The 19,526-nt window shown below is 38.7% G+C and carries 20 protein-coding genes and 1 pseudogene; 2 read left to right on the top strand and 19 right to left on the bottom strand.

Annotated elements, in window-relative coordinates; all coding sequences use genetic code 11:
* Positions 1 to 38: 38 nt before the first annotated feature.
* Positions 39 to 476 carry a ribose 5-phosphate isomerase B gene (gene rpiB, locus AB9L17_RS03130; protein WP_068986237.1) on the bottom strand — a complete coding sequence of 146 codons (438 nt, stop codon included), beginning with the start codon at positions 474 to 476 and terminating at the stop codon, positions 39 to 41.
* A gap of 355 nt (positions 477 to 831) precedes the next feature.
* On the opposite strand from rpiB, the gene AB9L17_RS03125 reads away from it, so the two are divergent.
* Positions 832 to 1,518: a hypothetical protein gene (locus AB9L17_RS03125; protein WP_375200056.1), complete on the top strand. Its 687-nt coding sequence runs from the start codon at positions 832 to 834 to the stop codon at positions 1,516 to 1,518.
* Between the two features lie 195 nt (positions 1,519 to 1,713).
* On the opposite strand, the gene AB9L17_RS03120 is transcribed toward AB9L17_RS03125, so the two are convergent.
* From AB9L17_RS03120 to AB9L17_RS03045, 16 genes and pseudogenes are all read right to left on the bottom strand, one after another.
* Positions 1,714 to 2,646: a methyl-accepting chemotaxis protein gene (locus AB9L17_RS03120; protein ID WP_375200752.1), complete on the bottom strand. Its 933-nt coding sequence runs from the start codon at positions 2,644 to 2,646 to the stop codon at positions 1,714 to 1,716.
* A gap of 12 nt (positions 2,647 to 2,658) precedes the next feature.
* A pseudogene (locus AB9L17_RS03115) lies at positions 2,659 to 2,997 on the bottom strand (HAMP domain-containing protein); the annotation flags it as partial.
* An 8-nt stretch (positions 2,998 to 3,005) separates the two neighbouring features.
* Entirely contained in the window at positions 3,006 to 3,446 is a 441-nt protein-coding gene (locus tag AB9L17_RS03110; protein WP_223552734.1) for a low molecular weight protein arginine phosphatase, read from the bottom strand.
* Positions 3,447 to 3,470: 24 nt separating this feature from the next.
* Positions 3,471 to 3,968, bottom strand: a complete 498-nt coding sequence (locus AB9L17_RS03105) for a manganese efflux pump MntP family protein (RefSeq protein ID WP_068986667.1) — start codon at positions 3,966 to 3,968, stop codon at positions 3,471 to 3,473.
* Between the two features lie 350 nt (positions 3,969 to 4,318).
* A complete protein-coding gene (locus AB9L17_RS03100) occupies positions 4,319 to 5,353 on the bottom strand; it encodes an L-threonylcarbamoyladenylate synthase (RefSeq protein ID WP_223552735.1) in 1,035 nt (344 codons plus the stop codon).
* A gap of 100 nt (positions 5,354 to 5,453) precedes the next feature.
* The gene (locus AB9L17_RS03095) at positions 5,454 to 6,044 is read right to left on the bottom strand and encodes a stage II sporulation protein R (protein ID WP_375200055.1); all 591 of its coding nucleotides are present in this window, start codon (positions 6,042 to 6,044) and stop codon (positions 5,454 to 5,456) included.
* A gap of 44 nt (positions 6,045 to 6,088) precedes the next feature.
* Positions 6,089 to 6,949, bottom strand: coding sequence for a peptide chain release factor N(5)-glutamine methyltransferase (prmC, locus tag AB9L17_RS03090; protein WP_223552736.1), 861 nt, complete (start codon positions 6,947 to 6,949; stop codon positions 6,089 to 6,091).
* Positions 6,936 to 8,012: a peptide chain release factor 1 gene (prfA, locus tag AB9L17_RS03085; protein WP_068986671.1), complete on the bottom strand. Its 1,077-nt coding sequence runs from the start codon at positions 8,010 to 8,012 to the stop codon at positions 6,936 to 6,938. Before prfA ends, prmC begins: the two co-directional genes overlap by 14 nt.
* 180 nt (positions 8,013 to 8,192) lie before the next feature.
* The gene (locus tag AB9L17_RS03080) at positions 8,193 to 8,765 is read right to left on the bottom strand and encodes a thymidine kinase (RefSeq protein ID WP_068986672.1); all 573 of its coding nucleotides are present in this window, start codon (positions 8,763 to 8,765) and stop codon (positions 8,193 to 8,195) included.
* Positions 8,766 to 8,890: 125 nt separating this feature from the next.
* Positions 8,891 to 9,094 carry a 50S ribosomal protein L31 gene (gene rpmE, locus AB9L17_RS03075; RefSeq protein ID WP_068986673.1) on the bottom strand — a complete coding sequence of 68 codons (204 nt, stop codon included), beginning with the start codon at positions 9,092 to 9,094 and terminating at the stop codon, positions 8,891 to 8,893.
* 425 nt (positions 9,095 to 9,519) lie between these two features.
* Positions 9,520 to 10,803 (bottom strand): transcription termination factor Rho, encoded by a 1,284-nt coding sequence (rho, locus tag AB9L17_RS03070; RefSeq protein ID WP_068986674.1) that lies wholly within the window; start codon positions 10,801 to 10,803, stop codon positions 9,520 to 9,522.
* 228 nt (positions 10,804 to 11,031) lie between these two features.
* A complete protein-coding gene (glpX, locus tag AB9L17_RS03065; protein WP_068986676.1) occupies positions 11,032 to 11,991 on the bottom strand; it encodes a class II fructose-bisphosphatase in 960 nt (319 codons plus the stop codon).
* Between the two features lie 95 nt (positions 11,992 to 12,086).
* Positions 12,087 to 13,373 (bottom strand): UDP-N-acetylglucosamine 1-carboxyvinyltransferase, encoded by a 1,287-nt coding sequence (locus tag AB9L17_RS03060; protein WP_068986677.1) that lies wholly within the window; start codon positions 13,371 to 13,373, stop codon positions 12,087 to 12,089.
* A gap of 62 nt (positions 13,374 to 13,435) precedes the next feature.
* Positions 13,436 to 14,086, bottom strand: a complete 651-nt coding sequence (gene fsa, locus AB9L17_RS03055; RefSeq protein WP_068986678.1) for a fructose-6-phosphate aldolase — start codon at positions 14,084 to 14,086, stop codon at positions 13,436 to 13,438.
* Positions 14,087 to 14,332: 246 nt separating this feature from the next.
* A complete protein-coding gene (locus AB9L17_RS03050) occupies positions 14,333 to 15,187 on the bottom strand; it encodes a class II fructose-bisphosphate aldolase (RefSeq protein WP_068986679.1) in 855 nt (284 codons plus the stop codon).
* A 596-nt stretch (positions 15,188 to 15,783) separates the two neighbouring features.
* A complete protein-coding gene (locus tag AB9L17_RS03045; RefSeq protein ID WP_068986680.1) occupies positions 15,784 to 16,140 on the bottom strand; it encodes a response regulator in 357 nt (118 codons plus the stop codon).
* Between the two features lie 154 nt (positions 16,141 to 16,294).
* On the opposite strand from AB9L17_RS03045, the gene AB9L17_RS03040 reads away from it, so the two are divergent.
* Positions 16,295 to 16,825, top strand: a complete 531-nt coding sequence (locus tag AB9L17_RS03040) for a DUF2529 family protein (RefSeq protein WP_375200054.1) — start codon at positions 16,295 to 16,297, stop codon at positions 16,823 to 16,825.
* A 45-nt stretch (positions 16,826 to 16,870) separates the two neighbouring features.
* On the opposite strand, the gene AB9L17_RS03035 is transcribed toward AB9L17_RS03040, so the two are convergent.
* Both AB9L17_RS03035 and rpoE read right to left on the bottom strand, forming a co-directional pair.
* Positions 16,871 to 18,463 carry a CTP synthase gene (locus AB9L17_RS03035; RefSeq protein ID WP_223552745.1) on the bottom strand — a complete coding sequence of 531 codons (1,593 nt, stop codon included), beginning with the start codon at positions 18,461 to 18,463 and terminating at the stop codon, positions 16,871 to 16,873.
* A 474-nt stretch (positions 18,464 to 18,937) separates the two neighbouring features.
* Positions 18,938 to 19,477, bottom strand: a complete 540-nt coding sequence (rpoE, locus tag AB9L17_RS03030; protein WP_068986683.1) for a DNA-directed RNA polymerase subunit delta — start codon at positions 19,475 to 19,477, stop codon at positions 18,938 to 18,940.
* Positions 19,478 to 19,526 lie beyond the last annotated feature (49 nt).

Raw genomic sequence — 19,526 nt, 5'->3', positions numbered from 1 at the left:
GGAACTTGTTAAATGTGTACTAGCTTTACTTGCTTTACTTATTGCTCAAGCTCAGCGATTTTTTCAATGCGTCGCGTATGACGACCACCTTCAAAATCTGTTTCAAGCCATACTTTAGCGATTTCACGTGCAAGGCCTGGCCCAATAACACGCTCACCCATTGCTAAAACATTTGAATCGTTGTGGCAACGCGTTGCTTTTGCACTAAATAAATCATGTACTAAAGCACAACGAATCCCCTTAATTTTATTTGCAGCAATGGACATACCAATGCCTGTGCCACAAATTAAAATGCCTTTATCAAATTCCCCGCTAGCAACACCTTCAGTAACTGGTTTTGCATAATCAGGATAGTCTACTGAATCCGCAGATTGTGGACCAAAATCTTCGTAGCTAATATTTAGCTCATCTAACAGTTGCATAATCTCACGACGTAAATTATTGCCTCCGTGATCAGAAGAAATTGCTATTCTCACTGGGTTCCCTCATTTCGAAATTATAGTCAACACTAGTGTACCACTTCTCCCTCAAGAATAACATGATTTTTCTTGCATTTTTATGCTGATTTCTCCTAAAAGACGAACATTTCTTGTATTTCGATATAAAATCATTCACTTTTATGTCCATTTATCTGTGGATACTGTGAATATCATGTTGATAAATTCGGATAACAGTATTTTGTTGTAATATTCCATCTTCTGAAGTTTTTTTAGCTTTTCAATTACAGTGGACATACTATATCAATATTTTTTCTAGGTATTACCAGTGGTTGGTGATAAAAGGCGGCTTTACATCCAATGTTGGGTATGGCACAATATAAATCTTCCTCGGTTGGATGATGCAATTCGCCGCTTCGTTGGTTCTATCCGTCGTTTGGATACTTCTTTCCGTCGCTTCGTCGGTTCTATCCGTCGTTTGGACTCTTCTTTCCGCCGCTTCGTTGGCTATCCGTCGTTTGGCTTCTTCTTTCCGTCGCTTCGTCGGTTCTATCCGTCGTTCGGGCTCTTCTTTCCGTCACTTCGTCGGTTCTATCCGTCGTTTGGCTTCTTCTTTCCGTCGCTTCGTCGGTTCTATCCGTCGTTTGGACTCTTCTTTCCGTCACTTCCTTGGCTATCCGTCGTTTGGACTCTTCTTTCCGTCGATTCCTTGGTTCTATCCGTCGTTCGGACTCTTCTTTCCGTCGCTTCGTTGACTATCCGTCGTTTGGCTTCTTCTTTCCGTCGCTTCGTCGGTTCTATCCGTCGTTTGGACTTTTCTTTCCGTCGCTTCGTTGGCTATCCGTCGTTTGGACTTTTCTTTCCGTCGCTTCGTTGGTTCTATCCGTCGTTGGACTCTTCTTTCCGTCACTTCGTCGGTTCTATCCGTCGTTTGGCTTCTTCTTTCCGTCGCTTCGTCGGTTCTATCCGTCGTTTGGACTCTTCTTTCCGTCGCTTCGTTGGCTATCCGTCGCTCGGCTTCTTCTTTCCGTCGCTTCCTTGGTTCTATCCGTCGTTTGGACTCTTCTTTCCGTCGCTTTGACTGTTCTATCCGTCGCTCTGATTTCCATCCGTCTCTTTAACTATTCTTTTCGTCGTTCTCGCCTTTCTTCCGTCGCTTCCTTGACTCTATACGTCGCCCTAGCTGTTCTATCCGTCGCTTTAGATTTAATATAAAATAAAAAAACTGTAGCCAACTCAGTTAAGATCCGAGTTTGTCTACAGTTTAAAATGACAGCTATGCTTGTCTATCAAATTGTTGAATCATTTTATATAGCTCTGCTGATTGTTTTTTCAAGCTTTCTGCTAATTGCTCTACTTGCTCAATGGCATATGCCTGTTCTTCCGTTGCACTGCTGACCTCTTGTGCACCCGCTGACGTTTCTTGAGCAATAGCTGCAACTTCTTGAGATTGACGCGCAGTTGTTTCAATATTATGCATTTGTTGTTCAATCAGTGCAGAAATTTCTACAATTGCACTTGCCATTTCATGTACACTTGAAGACATGCCTTCTACCGCTGTCGTCGTTTCTGATACACGTGCAGCTTCCTTTGTCGCAAATGCCACTTGCTGATTCATTTGTTTTACAACAACCCCAACGTTTCCTTGCATGGATTGAATAAGAGACGTAATACCTTGCACCGCTTTAGCACTCTCATCAGCCAAGCTACGAACCTCTTCCGCTACTACAGCAAAGCCTTTTCCATGTTCTCCAGCACGTGCTGCCTCAATCGAAGCATTTAAGGCTAGTAAATTTGTTTGTGCTGCAATATCGCCAACTAAGCCAATGATGCGCTCTACCTGTCCAGCATTATCTTCTAATAAACGAATGCTCTCTAATGCTTCATTATTGCCGGCCGCAATTTGTTGAATACTATTCACTAACGTTTCGATTGCTTTAGTAGTTGTCGTTAAATTATGTAGGATCTCTTTGGATTGCGTTGCTGATGCCTCAGCTCTACTATTCACTTCTGTAGCGAGAGCTCGTACATCTTCAATCGCTTCAACTGTGTCTTGCACTGCTGTAGCAGAAGCCTCTGCACCTGTAGAAATCTGTTTAACCGTAAAGGAGATACGCTCTGCCTTTTTTGTTGCAACAGCCGCTTCATCAGATAGGTGGATAATCGATTGATTTGTTTGTTGGAAGTTCTGGTCTATACTTTCCACCATTTGTCGTAAATTTAACACCATTTGCTGGAATGCTTCTGCAACAGAACGAATCTCATCATTTGTATTCGGCATTTCTACATCTTGTCCAATTTTCCCATCCGCCACACGGGAAGCAGAATTTTCAAGCTGCTGTAAAGGTTTAATTAAAATTACACAGAAAACCGCAGCCAAAATACCTGACCACGTAATCCCTAACAGGTACGTAATAATTTCAAACAGTTTACGATTGCTTTCTGGGAAGAAGGTAGGTTGTAAATATTCGATAAATATAAAACTGATACTGTATGTGATTAGTGCTAGAATACTGACAAATAATACTAGTTTAAGTCGTAAGCCAAACTGTTTTTTCATAGAGCTCCTCAATTCTCTTCAAGTTTTTTTACTAATCGTTCTACCAATTCTTTTAATTCTGCAAATGTTATTTCATAAATTTCTTTACTACCACCATAAGGATCTACAACATTTCCTGTGCTACCTTCGCTTGTATACTCTTTTAAAGTAAAAACTTTTTGTTCTGCATGAGGATAATTAGCGATGATTGTATCTTTATGGGCAGTTGTCATTGTTAAAATTAAATCAGCCCATTCCATTTCAGTTATAGATAATTGTGTTGCTAAATGCTGATGTGTCATATTTGCTTCATTTAATACTTGTTGCGCATGTGCCGACATCTGAGCATTAGGCATGGCATAAATACCTGCTGACCGGACTTCAATATGCCCAATTTGTTGATGTTTTAAAATAACTTCTGCCATCGGACTGCGACAAGTATTCCCGGTACAAACAAATAGTATTTTCACACTTATCACCCTCCATTGTTTTCTCTATTGCAAGAAAGCTAAAAAACTCATAATGATTAAAATAATTCCTGTAATTCTTTGTAATTTATCCCCAAATAAGACCTGACTTCTACGTGCAATTACTAATGACCCATAAGAGCAAATAAGAGCACTCACACCTGCACTAATAATAAATAATGTTTTCTCCAAATTTAGCATACCAAAAGAAATACTTACTGAAAAGGTGTCTAGGCTTGCAGTCACAGCTAAAAGTATTGGTGAAATCGTTACTTTTTCCTCTTTCTGTGAGAATAATAGTATATGTAAGCCAATACAAAATAATAAAATACTTGAAATCCATTGCCCCCATTCTAATAGGAAACGAACTAAATAGCTTCCTATTTCGAAGCCTACTAACGGAAAAAGCATGTGCAGAGCAGCTGTCCACACTGATAAAAATAATCGATATCTAACATTTGGTATTAATACATATAAACCAATCACATCTACAGACGTTATAATACCTGCAAGAATTCCCTGCAAGAAAGCACTCCTTCACTCCCTAATATTTTATCATTTTATGCTCGAAAATGCAGTATTATCATAATCCTTTTTTCTTAGAAACAAGGTGTTAAAAGTCCCATCAACACTAGCAACCATCTTCCGTTATAGTAAAAATTCGCTCCGCTTTCCACCACTATGGCGTGAAAACAAGCGTCTAAGCAGATTTTTATCTTCATAACAAAAAAAGTATGCCAGAAGTAACTTTCTAGCATACTTTTTTTCATTTATTATGGCTCATCACCTAACGTGTGGTTGATTTCCGTTCCGACAGGGCGCAAATGTTATCCACAACTTTTGGTGATGGACCTTTATTATAGAAAGATTGCTTTTTACGGAGTATACCATTTACCACCAGCAGCTTTTTCAAGTCGATTCATAATTGCAGCCCCTACCCCGTCAGTCGATGTAGTGGTCGCTAAGATAATTGTAGCTGCTGTTTTATCACAGGCTCTTAATGCATGGTACAATGTCGCACCCATTTCTTCTTTACTACCAGCTTCTCCTATCGAAAAATAAAAATCAGCCTCGATGTTAACAAAACTAGCTGGTGCAAGTAGTGCTACTTTATGCCCTTGTGTTTGTAATTGATGGACAGCCTCGTTCACTTTCTGCAACTCGCATTCAATTAATCGTACGGGGGCGTTTGGAGCATAGTGTGTATATTTCATACCAGGGGCTTTTGGAGTAGCCTCTAGTTTTTGTTCTATTTTTGTCGGCTGAAGAACAGGACCAATCTTAGCCTCTAGCATTTCCTTAGTGATTCCACCTGGACGCAAAATAACTGGAGGTTCGTGTGTAACATCTAACACTGTGGATTCTAATCCAATTCCAGTAGAACCTCCATCTAAAATATAAGGTATGTACCCTTTCAAATCATCTTGAACATGGATTGCTTCTGTAGGACTTGGCTTTCCACTACGATTCGCACTCGGCGCAGCAAGTGGCATCTTTAATTGTTGAAGTAATGCGAGTGCAACTGGATGATCTGGCATGCGGATGCCGACAGTCTTTAGCCCAGCTGTCACACTGTTTGCCAGTACATTTGGCTTTACAGGCATAACAAGTGTCAGTGGACCTGGCCAAAATAAATCCATGCATTTTTTGGCTACTTCAGAAATATGTTCTATATAGAGTTCAACTTCCTCTTTCGTGCCAATGTGGACAATTAATGGATTGTCTGAAGGACGACCTTTTGCTTCAAATATCTTTTTTACTGCTATGTCATTTGTAGCAACAGCTCCTAAGCCATAAACCGTTTCTGTAGGAAATGCCACAACCTCACCCGCATTTAAGATATCCACAGCCTGTGCATAATTTGTCTGACTATTCACATTACTATCCACAATCTTGCAAACGGTTTCCATGATTAAAACCTTCCTTCAATTTTTGATTTTACTGAATTATCCACATAATGTTTATAACTTATCAAAAATTGTGTATAAGTTATCTGAATTTGTGCACAATTCATTCAAAAAAACCTTTAATCCATTCCCATATAAAGAATGTAACTTGTTCTTCCTCTTCTTCTGTTTGTTCTTCTTTATCAGGCTCACAAACTGATGCGAATATGCTACACCACCAGTTATCACCACGTGCATCGCCGATTTTCACAACAATAGAATGATACACATTTTGTGGATAAAGCGCAGCATTCTGTCTCTTTGGTGGAAATAAGTTATCCCCAAGTACAATCTGTGTATCAAGTTGTGGATATTTTTCTTTTATTTCTGCTTCGATTTCTTGTTTTAATGAAATAATTTGCTCGTTATCCACAATTCCTGCTTCAGCACTAGCTACAACTTGCTTAAAATACGGCTTTAAATCTTTGACAAGCTGCTCCTTTTCAAGCTGATCCTGTGTCGTATTACTATTGGCAATAACGCGGATACGAAAATCATTTTCTTGCTCATAATCCGTAGCTTCTTTCGCAAAACCTACTAATGATGGAATATATAAAATACATAATTGTAAAGCAATCGCAACTAATACTAGTCTTGCAAAAGCTAGAAAAATATTTTGTTTAGGTAATCTAATAATCTTGTATTCGTTTAACATAAAAATCCCTCCTTGCTCAACATTGTTGGCAAGAAGTAGATACTTTATACATGAATTTCACAAAAAATCATTCGTGGCTTACCATTAATATCTTTTTCTATCGAAACTGTAGCCTGTGGAAAACTATTTTTAAAGAATTGAGCCACCTGCTCCCCTTGTGTATAACCGATTTCAAGGCCAATGAGGGCTGGTTTATTCATAAGGGTTGGTAGCTGCTCAGCCAATTTTCTATATAAAATAAGTCCGTCTTCTTCTGCAAAAAGAGCACTATGTGGTTCATGCTCTAGCACAGTACTAGACATCTCTTTCGCTTCATCAAAAGCAATATAAGGCGGATTAGATAACACAATATCGAATTTTTCACCTACAAGAGGAGCCGTTAAATCGCCTAATCGGAAATCAATATCCGCCGCTAATCTTTGGGCATTGTTTTGTGCTGTAGTTAAAGCAGCTTCAGATAAATCAGTGGCTACGACTGTTAGCTCTGGACATTCTAACTTCATAGAAATGGCAATTGCACCACTACCAGTTCCTATATCTGCAAGCTTCAATGCGCTATGATGAAACATTTTTTTCATGCGATTGATTGTTCCAAGCACTAATTCCTCTGTCTCAGGTCTAGGAATAAGCACTGACTCATCGACAATAAATGAACGACCATAAAATTCTTCACTGCCAACGCAATACTGTACAGGTCGTCCACTCGCATGCTCTTCGATTAATTCTTTAAATTGATCTTTTTGTTCAGCTGTTAATACGTCCGGTAAATGCAACATCACTTCTGAATAACTTGTGCCAAGTACATGCTGCATGACAATGCGGGCTGCTGTTTCCTCACAACCATGATCCACTAAAAAAGAAGAAGCCCATTGAAGGGCCTCCATTACATTATTATAGGTCATCATTTAATCGCTCTAACTTTGATGCTTGCTCTTCTAAAATGAGTGCATCAATGATTTCGTCAAGTCTACCTTCGACGATTTGGTCTAGCTTTTGAATCGTTAAACCAATACGGTGGTCTGTTACACGGTTTTGTGGATAATTGTATGTGCGAATACGCTCAGAGCGATCGCCTGAACCTACAGCTGATTTACGTGTGGCATCGATTTCTTTTTGTGCTTCTTGCATATATTTATCAGCAACACGAGCACGTAGAATTTTCATCGCCTTTTCACGGTTTTTAATTTGCGAACGTTCATCCTGCATCGATACAACAACACCTGTTGGTAAGTGGGTCATACGCACAGCTGACATCGTTGTATTTACCGATTGACCACCTGCACCAGAAGATGCAAATGTATCAACACGGATATCTTTTTCATGGATTTCAACATCTACTTCTTCCACTTCAGGTAAGCAGGCTACTGTCGATGTCGATGTATGAATACGCCCTTGAGATTCCGTTGCAGGTACACGTTGCACACGGTGTGCACCATTTTCAAACTTGAATTTAGAATATGCACCTTGACCATTAATCATAAAAATAACTTCTTTATAGCCGCCCATTGGGTTTGGCGTCGCTTCCATTATGTCAATTTTCCAGCCTTGTGTCTCCGCATAACGAGAGTACATACGGAACAAATCTCCAGCAAAAATATTCGCCTCGTCTCCACCAGCTGCACCACGAATCTCCATAATAACGTTTTTATTATCATTAGGATCTTTTGGAATTAATAGAATACGTAAACGTTCTTCTAACTCTTCTTGCTGATCTTTCAGCATATTGAATTCTTCTTTTACCATTTCGTGCATATCAGGATCTTTTTCACTATCTAGCATCTCACGTGTATCAACTAATTGTTCTTTTACACTTTTATATTCACGATAAGCATCTACAGTTTCCTGGATATCTGATTGTTCCTTGGAATATTCACGTAATTTTTTATTGTCATTCACAATATCAGGATCACTTAAAAGCTCCGTTAGTCTTTCGTAACGATCCTCCACTGCTTGTAATCGATCAAACATGGATTTCACCTCTATTTAGTTTTTTAAAACGTTTCCTCTTTTATGGTCGTAGCACCCTAACTTGAAAAGAGTAACTCTACATTAGAATCTCGCTCAGGCGTAATGGTTGTTTATGAACATTCTTTCTTTCCACTACTTAGTATAAGGAAAATTTCTTTTGTACGCTACTTTTTCTTAGCGTTATAGTGGCGGATGTGCGTGACACTTTCGACAAACTGGATAGTAGGAATCATTTCCTCCAATTTGAATTTGATCTCCTGTATAAACAGGTTTTCCACCTTCATCAACACGTAAATTCATTGTCGCTTTTTTATGACAGAACCAACAAATTGTTTTCATTTCCTCAATTTTATCTGCATATGTAAGCATGTACTGACTGCCTTCAAATAACTCATTTTGGAAATCGTTTTTTAGACCGAAGCCCATGACCGGAATATCTAACTCATCTACGATATATGCTAACTGCAAAACATGCTCTTTTTTTAGAAATTGTACTTCATCAACAAGTACACAATATGGTTTTACAGCATTGTTTTTTACTAGCTCAAAAATATTTGTATCATCATTAACAGGAATGGCTTGTTGACGTAAGCCTACTCGACTTGAGATAAAACCTACTTCATCTCGCGTATCTATGCCTGGTGTAAACATCATTACAGGTTTTTGTTGTTCTTCATAGTTATGCGCAACTTTTAGAATTTCTATGGATTTACCACTATTCATTGCGCCATGCTTAAAATATAGCTGTGCCATGTGTCTTCTCCCTTTCTTTTTGTCAATCTGGATTTTGAAAAGACTTGCATCAACGTGATCTTATTACTTTGATATACTGAAAAAAATACCTGCCAAGCACATGCTTGGCAGGTATTAAACTAACATTAGTTTTTAAGACCGTATTTTTTGTTGAAACGATCCACGCGACCATCATTAGACGCGAATTTTTGACGGCCAGTATAGAATGGGTGACATTCGTTGCAGAACTCGACAACGATGTTTTCTTTTACTGAACCAGTTTGGAAAGTGTTACCACAAGAGCAAGTTACTGTTGCTACTTTGTAGTCTGGATGAATTCCTTGTTTCATATTCGTTTTCTCCTCTCGCCCTGAACCATCTGGAACAGAGTAATATCGAACTGTACCTTACATAGCTCGAATATGTCAGCTACATATGTACACGTTGCATACTTTTGAAGTATAGCATAGTTATTTTGTTTATTTCAAGAGAAAATATTTATAATTCACTTTTAGTACTAGTTAACCGCGCACCTCACGATAGTCATGATGCTTTTTTATTCCTTTCTTTGAATAGATGTTGTGGGAGGACACGTACGCTACTTTCGGTGCATCTGGCTCTATATAACACCTACTATGCTGCACCTAGCACTTGTGGTAATCGAAATAAATGCCCTTGAATAGAGCCTGACTGCCATTTGTAGTACATATTTTGCAGAACTGTTAATGCAAAAAAATCACCACCGACTATGATCTAGTCAATGGTGATTCATGTTTTATAGAAGCCCTTTACCTTTAGTAGCTTTTTTCATATCTTCATTAAGCTTTTCAAAGAACTCTTCATTTGATTTTGTTGTACGTAATTTTTTCATGAAGCGCTCCGCAAAATCAGGTGCGTCCGAGAATGTTTTACGAATTGCCCATAGCTTTTCAAGTTGCTCAGGCGCAAGCAGAAGCTCTTCCTTACGTGTACCTGAACGACGGATATCAAGCGCAGGGAAAATACGACGCTCTGCTAATTGGCGATCAAGATGAAGCTCTAAATTACCTGTCCCTTTAAACTCCTCATAAATAACCTCATCCATACGAGATCCTGTATCCACTAAAGCTGTCGCTAAAATTGTTAAGCTACCGCCTTCTTCAATATTACGTGCAGATCCAAAGAATCGTTTTGGTCTATGGAATGCAGCAGGATCAATACCACCTGAAAGCGTACGACCGCTCGGTGGAATAACTAAGTTATAAGCGCGTGCTAAACGTGTAATGGAGTCCATTAAAATAATAACATCACGCTTATGCTCAACTAAACGGCGTGCACGTTCTAACACAATTTCTGCAACTTTCACATGATTTTCTGGGACCTCATCGAAAGTCGAGCTCACTACATCTGCATTCACAGAACGTTCAATATCAGTTACTTCCTCAGGGCGTTCGTCAATAAGTAAGACAATTAACTCTGCGTCAGGATAATTTGTTGTAATCGCATTCGCGATCTCTTTTAGTAACGAAGTTTTCCCTGCCTTTGGTGGTGCAACGATTAATCCACGTTGTCCAAAGCCTACAGGTGCTACTAAATCCATAATACGAGTCGATAAATTACGTTGAGTTGTTTCAAGCTTAATTTGTCGGTCAGGATATAAAGGCGTTAATGCAGGAAAATGCACACGTTCCTTTGCCACTTCTGGGTCTTCACCGTTAACAGCATCCACTTGTAGTAGTCCATAATAGCGTTCATTTTCTTTAGGTGGACGCACCTTACCAGATACCTTGTCCCCATTTCGTAGATCAAAGCGACGAATCTGAGAAGCAGAAATATAAATATCCTCTTTACTTGGAGAGTAGTTAATTGGTCGAAGGAAGCCGAAGCCCTCTTGCGAAACAATTTCTAGTACACCTTCCATAAAGAAATAGCCCTCTTGCTCTGAACGCGTTTTCAAAATAGCAAAGATTAATTCTTTTTTCGTTAGCTTGCTATAATATGAAATTTTATATTGGCGTGCAAGGGCGTAAAGCTCTTTTAACGTCATGTTTTCTAATTGAGCGATTGTCAATGCAGACATATGCACAACTCCAGTCTTTTTCAAAATATAATGCAATTTTTGGGATTATCATAGAAGTTTTTTTTACGAAAGGCTCAGTTCTAAAGTTGATTTTTGCACCTGTACACTTTCTCTTTTATCTCAAGTACACCAATCAAATTGCCAAACCTTATAAACTATGGGATGGTTTAAATTTAGAAGAAGGTACCTAGCGCAAAAGATGCACTAGGTATATTTTAGAAGAAAATTTTATTTATAGCTAGGTTTTTTATCAAGAGCGTGACGACCTTCTACAAAACGGACAGTTCCAGATTTAGCTCGCATAACAACAGAGTGTGTTAAAGCATAAGCCCCTTTATACTGAACGCCTTTTAATAACTCGCAATCTGTTACAGCTGTCGCTGCAAAAATAGCATCGTCACCTTTAACTAGGTCATCTAAATGAAGAACTTTTTCTACGTCTACACCCATTTTTCTGCAGCGTTCTAACTGTTCCTCATCTTCTGGCACTAGTTTCGCTTGGAAGTCTCCACCTAAACATTTTAATGCAACAGCTGAAATTACACCCTCTGGTGCACCACCTGTACCAAACATAATATCAATGCCGGTTTCATCAAAAGCTGTATTGATAGCGGCTCCAACATCGCCGTCTTGAATAAATTTAATGCGCGCCCCAGCTTCTCTGATTTCATCAACAATTGCTTGGTGGCGTGGTCGATCTAAAAGAGTAGCTACCACGTCTGAAATATCTTTATTTTTAGCTTTTGCTACCTGTAGTAAGTTATAAGTAACAGAAGCATTAATATCGACTTTACCAGCCGCTTCCGGTCCTACTGCAATTTTCTCCATGTACATATCAGGTGCATTTAACAGATTACCCTTATCTGCAATGGCAAGAACTGTCATTGCACCATTTGTACCCTTGGCCACAATATTTGTACCTTCTAATGGGTCAACTGCGATATCTACTTGAGGACCTCCATTACGCAAGCCCAGCTCTTCACCAATATAAAGCATTGGTGCTTCATCCATTTCACCTTCACCAATCACTACTGTAGCATGCATTGGAATTGTATCGAACATTGCGCGCATCGCTGTCGTTGCTGCATCATCTGCCTCAATTTTTAAACCGCGACCCATCCATTTCCCGGATGCGATTGCTGCTGCTTCTGTTACTCGGACTACTTCCATCGATAAACTACGTTCCATTGTTCTATTTGCCTCCCGTTATCGGCACACTTCTTCGCCGAAACATTCAAATTACCTCTATTGTAACATAGTTAGTTCAAAACTTTTAGCTCTCATTATTCCTTCGTCTCTGCTACGCGTGCCATTATTGTTTCACGTCGAATATTAGCGCCTAAATCACGTAATTTCTCAATAAGTGAGCTATAGCCGCGCTCAATATGATAGATATCATGAATTTCTGTTTCGCCTTCAGCTAAAAGGCCTGCTAATACTAATGCGGCACCAGCACGGAGATCTGTAGCTGTTACAGTTGAGCCTTGTAATTTACTAGGCCCTGTAATAATAGCTGTATTTCCTTCAACACGTGCATTGGCATTCATACGACGAAGTTCATCAATATGCTTAAATCGAGCTGTATAGATTGTATCTGTTACCTTTGAGGAACCAAATGCCTGGGACATTAAGACAGCAAGTGGCTGTTGAATATCCGTTGGGAACCCTGGATACACTAATGTTTTAACATCAACTGCATGCAATGTGGAGAGATCCGTTTTTGGCACAAAAATACTTTCTTCACCGATGTCAATCTTCACACCCATTTCACGAAGCTTTGCAATAATCGCCTCTAAATGCAATGGAATAACATTATCGATTGTAACGCCTTCACCTAAAGCTGCAGCCATAATCATAAACGTAGCAGCTTCAATGCGATCTGGAATAATTGTATGCTCTGTACCATGAAGCTCCTCAACACCTTCAATACGAATAACACTCGTACCTGCGCCTTTAATATTAGCACCCATGTTAGTGAGAAGAGTTGCCACATCAATAATTTCTGGTTCTTTCGCTGCATTTTCAATAACTGTTCGTCCCTTTGCAAGGACAGCAGCTAGCATAATATTAATGGTTGCTCCAACACTGGCAACGTCTAAAAATATTTTAGCACCAATTAATTCATCCGCACGTAAATAAATTGCGCCATGCTCATTCGTGATTTTTGCACCTAATGCCTCAAAGCCTTTTATATGTTGATCAATGGGACGCGGACCTAAGAAGCAGCCTCCAGGTAAACCAATTACTGCTTTTTTAAAGCGACCAAGCATAGCGCCCATTAAGTAATAAGAGGCACGAAGCTTTTTCACGTTGCCGTTTGGTAATGGCAACGCAATCATGTCCGTTGGATCAATTGTCATTGTGCCATCCTCAAATGAAACTTCCCCACCGATTTCCTCTAATAAAGCCTTTAATGTCCAAGCATCAGAAATTTCTGGTAACCCTCCAATTGTCACTGGAGAGTTCGCCAAAATTGATGCAGGAATTAAGGCGACTGCACTATTTTTTGCACCACTAACTTTAATTGTACCTTGTAGACGATTTTCGCCTGTAATTTTATAAACATCCATTTTGCGTTCTCCCTCATGATTGGAAAGTAATTTTTTTGCTAATGGCTCACTATATAATCTTATTATTCGCCTTTTCTCTTATTCCAATCCGCTAAAAATCCTTCAATTCCTTTTTCCGTTAATGGATGGTTGAAAAGTTGCTTTAATACTTTAAAAGGAGTAGTTGAAATATGTGCACCCGCAAGTGCTGCTGCTGTTACATGCTGTGGATGGCGAATAGAAGCAGCGATAATTTGCGTGTCGATATTATGGATTGTGAAAATATCTGCAATTGTTTCGATTAGCTCTACACCATTTTGCCCCATATCATCTAAACGACCGATAAATGGTGATACATATGTTGCACCTGCACGAGCAGCCATTAATGCTTGGTTTGCACTAAAAATTAATGTTACGTTTGTTTTAATACCTTTGTCTGCAAAGAAACGACACGCCTCTAAGCCAGCTGGAGTCATTGGTAATTTAACTGTAATATTCGGAGCAATAGCAGCCAATTCTAAGCCTTCTTTAATCATGCCTTCTGCATCAAGTGCAATTACTTCCCCACTTACTGAGCCGTCTACAAGCTCTGAAATTTCACGAAGTCGATCATGGAAAGAAACATTCTCTTCTTTGGCAACTAATGATGGGTTTGTTGTAACTCCTGATAAAATACCCCATGCGTGTGCTTCTTTAATCTCTTCAAAGTTTGCTGTATCAATGAAAAATTTCATTATATTCCCTCCTGATCACTGTTTTGTCCATCACTATAAAGTGGGTTGATTTCCGTTCCAATTTATTTACACGGAATACGTTGTAAATAATGTCATCCTCCAACCCCAACATTTAATGATGAGCCTTATAATTGAATATTTGCCTAATTTTTTTATTTCAAAAACAAGAGAAGGTCGATAACGGCATCAACGCTTCTCTTATTATGTGTATTCATCTATGCTTTTTTAACTTATTAAATGCAAAAATTATGCTTTTTGTGCACTGCCAAATTCGCGAATTTTCCCAATTACTGTTGCTTTAATCGCTTCACGTGCTGGTGCAAGGAATTTACGTGGATCATAAACAACTTTATCATTATCAAGAATTTCACGGATTACTTTTGTCGCAGCAATTTGATTTTCAGTATTAACGTTAATTTTTGCTGTACCTAATGAAATTGAGCGTTGAATATCTTTTGTTGGGATACCAGTACCGCCATGTAATACTAATGGAAGGTCTGCTAATTTTGAGATTTCTTCCATTTCTTTAAAGCCTAAGTTTGGTTCTCCTTTGTAAGGACCGTGTACAGAGCCAAGTGCTGGTGCTAAGCAATCGATAGCTGTTAACTCAACCATTTTACGGCATTCTTCTGGATCAGCGTACATAATACCACCGATTACGCCATCCTCGTCACCACCAACTGTGCCAAGCTCAGCTTCCACAGAAACACCTTTAGAATGAGCGTATTCAACCACTTTTGATGTAGTTGCAATGTTTTCTTCGAATGGATGATGAGATGCATCAATCATAACTGAAGTGAAACCTGCATCAATAGCTTCTTTACATTTTTCAAAGCTTGAACCATGATCAAGATGAATAGCCACTGGTACTGTAGTGCCATAAGATTCCATTAAACCTTTGACCATGTGTACAACAGAAATAAATCCGCCCATATATTTACCGGCACCTTCAGAAACACCTAGAATCACTGGAGATTTTTCTTCTTCAGCTGCTTGTAAAATTGCCTGAGTCCATTCAAGGTTGTTGATGTTGAACTGACCCACCGCATAACCTTCTGCCTTTGCTTTAATTAACATCTCTTTCATAGATACTAATGCCATACTAAAAATCCTCCTCATAGGACTATTCTTTCTACATAAATATGCTATTTAATCATAGCAAAAATAAAAGCCCCTGAAAAGCAGGGGCTTTTATTTTCTACGCGAAAGCGAAGTGCAACGCAGCGACAGCGTCCAACCGTAGTGTAGTGCAACGAAACGGAGGTTCAAGCCCCTGAAAAGCAGGGGCTTTTATTTTCTACACGAAAGCGAAGTGCAACGCAGCGGCAGTGTCAACCGTAGTGTAGTGCAACGCAACGAAGGTTACGCGAAAGCGAAGCGACAGCGTTTTATTTTCTGCACGTAAGCGAAGCGGCAGTGCAACGAAACGGAGGTTCAAGCCCCTGAAAAGCAGGGGCTTTTATTTTCTACGCGAAAGCGAAGCGACAGCGTTTTATTTTCTGCACGAAAGCTAACGGCAATGTTTATCTTTTTTAATATATTTGGCTCTTCATTAAAAGTTGGGGATGACATCTGTTAAAACTTATGCCACATATATATGGTATTTAGAAACAAAGTGAAGATGAAACGGTAAAAAAAATTCTACTAAACGTATAACAACCATGAAAAACAGGCGGTGTTGACCACTGCCTGTTCATCTAAACTTGTAATGTTTTATTAACCTCATCACGCACTTCAAAAATATCAAAAGGCTTAGTAAAATATCGAATTGCTCCTAAATCTAATGCTTCCTGCACAACATCTAGTTCACCATATGCAGTCATCATAAATACCGGGAGTTGTGGCCACTTCTCTTTTAAGCGCTTTAAAATTTCAATGCCATCCATCCCTGGAATTTTCATGTCTAATAGAACACAATCCATACCCTCTTCTGCATATCGCAGTGCTTCAATACCATTTGCAGCTAAATATGTAATATAACCTTCTTTTTTCACAACTTCATTTAAAAGCAAACGAATTCCAGGTTGATCATCGACAATTAGTACTCGTTTCACATTTCATTCCGCCCTTTTTAGTTATTATTCTTGCAAAAAACTTCCTATATTATGTATTATTCTCCTTCAATTTCTTAATACCTTCTAGTATTATAAATTAACTACTTTTGCTTTATGTTCTTCCCAAACATATAATATTGATTGAGGTGGGACCATGTCAAAAATACTAACAACACAACTAAGTGGGTTATTTCAAAGAATAACACAAAATGAAGAGGACGCTATTGAAGAAACGGCAAGATTACTTGCTCAAGCAGGTATAGGCGAAGGAAATGTCTATTTCGCATGCTTTGGTGAGATGCAAGTTGTCGAGTTAAATGCATGTCAAGCAGTTGAACGTTTTACCAAGCTAGTGCCATGGACAAAGGATACAGTAATAACGGAAGCTGATCGTGTATGTATTTTTACAAGAAGTACACATGATGAAGAGGCATTAGCTTTAGCACAACAACTCAATAACAATTTTATTCCATTTGCAGCAGTTGCTAGCGAAGTAGCAGATTCTGAAAATCCACTAGCCGATTTAGCGTATACGTATATTTCTACACGCATACGAGGTGGTTTATTACCGAACGATTTAGGAGAGCGCATAGTTGTGCCACATGCTATTGCTGCGCTTTTTGTTTATGAAGCCGTAAAAATCGCTTATGATGAAATGCTTGGTCTTGATGACGAAGAGTTATAAAGGATCTAAAAAAGAGTTGTCTCAGCGCGAGACAACTCTTTTTTATTATTTAAATGTTGCTCCGATAAAATCACGGAACAATGGTTGTGGACGATTTGGACGTGATACTAACTCTGGATGGAATTGGCATGCTACGAAGAAATTCTTTTCTGGTAACTCAATAATTTCCACTAATTTACCATCAGGGCTTGTACCTGAGAAGACAAGACCTGCAGCTTCCATTGCTTCACGATATTCATTGTTAAATTCATAACGATGGCGGTGGCGTTCATAAACAAGCTCTTTACCGTATGCTTGACTTGCCTTTGAGCCATCCTTTAACTTACATGGATATAAACCTAAACGTAATGTACCACCAATGTCTACACTGTCGTTTTGATCTGGTAAGAAGTCAATAATAGGATATTCTGTATTTGCATCAAGCTCTGTAGAATGTGCACCTTTTAAGCCAAGTACATTGCGAGCAAATTCTATTGTCGCAAGTTGCATACCTAGGCAAATACCTAAGAATGGTACATCATTTTCACGAGCATATTGTGTCGCTAAAATTTTACCTTCAACTCCACGATCACCAAAGCCACCTGGTACTAAAATTGCGTCAGCACCTTTTAATAATGAAGCTACATTGTCAGCATCTACATGTTCAGCATTAATCCAGTCAATTTCAATATCAGAATTAAATGCATAGCCTGCATGTTTTAACGCCTCTACAACAGAAATGTAAGCATCTTGTAGTTCTACATATTTACCAACTAATGCTACTTTTCGTTTATTTGGTAAGCTCTTCACTTTCGCTACAAGCTCACGCCATTCTTCCATATCCGCCTCTGGAGCTTCAATGCCAAAATGGTCAAGAACAATATCATCGATATCTTGTGCATGAAGATTTAATGGTACTTCATATAAATGTTCTGCATCGCGAGATTCAATAATTTCATGTGGTTGAACATCACAGAATAAAGCTAATTTTTCTTTCATTTCTTGAGGCACTTCTTGCTCTGTACGCACAACGATAATATTTGGTTGAATACCTAAAGAACGTAATTCTTTTACAGAATGCTGAGTTGGCTTTGTTTTTAGCTCGCCCGCAGCTTTAATATAAGGAATAAGCGTACAATGAACATACATCACATTGTTATGGCCTAAATTTGTTTTCATTTGGCGAATTGCTTCAAGGAATGGTAGTGACTCAATATCTCCTACTGTCCCGCCTACTTCTGTAATGACAACGTCTGCATTTGTTTCGCGACCAGCTCGTTGAATACGATCTTTGATTTCATTAGTAATGTGAGGAATTACTTGTACTGTTCCACCGTTGTAATCACCACGGCGTTCTTTTTGTAATACAGACTGATAAACACGACCTGATGTTACAGTAGAATGTTTTCCTAGGTTAATATCAATGAAACGTTCGTAGTGACCTAAGTCTAAGTCAGCTTCTGCGCCGTCATCTGTTACGAAAACCTCACCATGTTGATAAGGGCTCATTGTACCTGGGTCAATATTGATATATGGGTCAAATTTTTGAATCGTTACTTCTAATCCGCGATTTTTTAATAAACGACCTAGAGATGCTGCTACAATCCCTTTTCCAAGTGATGATACAACCCCACCTGTTACAAAAATATACTTCGTCATGAAAAAATTCCTCCTTATGTTGTTCTAGAAATTGTTAGTAAGAAAAGTGCATTCACGTCCTACGCTAACCGTACAACGATGCAAATGTCTCGATAGGCTAAAAATTTCTTATCCCTAAAATAAGAAAAGCCGAGAATGCCTACAAAATGTAGTCGATTCGAAGCTGTAATCGTTTCTATCTCTTTTCTACTTAGAAGCTTCAATATTTATTCAGTCACCAATTACTATACATCATGAATGATTTGGAACATTTATATTCATTTCTGTAGCAATAAGCTTGGGAGAGTCAACTGAATAAAGTTGAAAAAACAAAAAAAACGCCCCTCCTGCATAGGTTTGCAGGGGGAGCGTATTACATACACGGTCTTTCTCCTTTAATTAAGGAGCCCAAGTAAAAGATTAAACGGAACCGCGATAGAAGTCAAGATTTTTTAATTCAAGTATAAAAGAAAGAAAATTCAAAGAGTCAATATCTTAGACTTCTTCCTCTTCGTCTTCAAATTCCTCATCATCTTCATCGGCGAAGTCTTCGTCGATATCCTCATCGATGTCTTCTAAATCTTCTTCATCTTCAAAATCAATATCTTCTTTATCATCATCTTCATCTAGATCATCTTCTTCAACGAATTCTTCATAGTCTTCATCAAAGTCAATTTCTTCTTCTTCTAAATCTTCATCTAAATCTTCTTCATCCTCAAGGGCAGCTTTAGATTTTTTCTTATGCGTTTTAACAGAAGGAGCTGTTTCTTCTTCAATCTGTTCAACTTTATACCATTCACGTAAGCCCCAGCCAGTTTCCTGATTGAATAAGAAGCGACCTTCTACATTTAAATCTGTGTAAAATTGTAGTAGGCGAGCTTTCATTTCTTCATCACTATAGCCTGTAAGCTCTTGAAGTATTGTTAATAAGTCATTAAAAGACACTGAGGCACGTTTTTCATTTAAAATTGCATAAGCTAAGTTAATTAACGATTCTTCCGTTAATTGTTCCTTTGTCATTTCACGAAAATTCATTCGTGCACTTCCTTTCCCTCATCACAATGGACGTTTTAAAATTTATATT

The organism is Lysinibacillus sp. RS11 (assembly GCF_042019215.1).
GTDB lineage: Bacteria > Bacillota > Bacilli > Bacillales_A > Planococcaceae > Lysinibacillus > Lysinibacillus xylanilyticus_A.
Note: the sequence above shows the minus strand (reverse complement) of the source record. Positions and strands in the feature narration are given on the sequence as shown.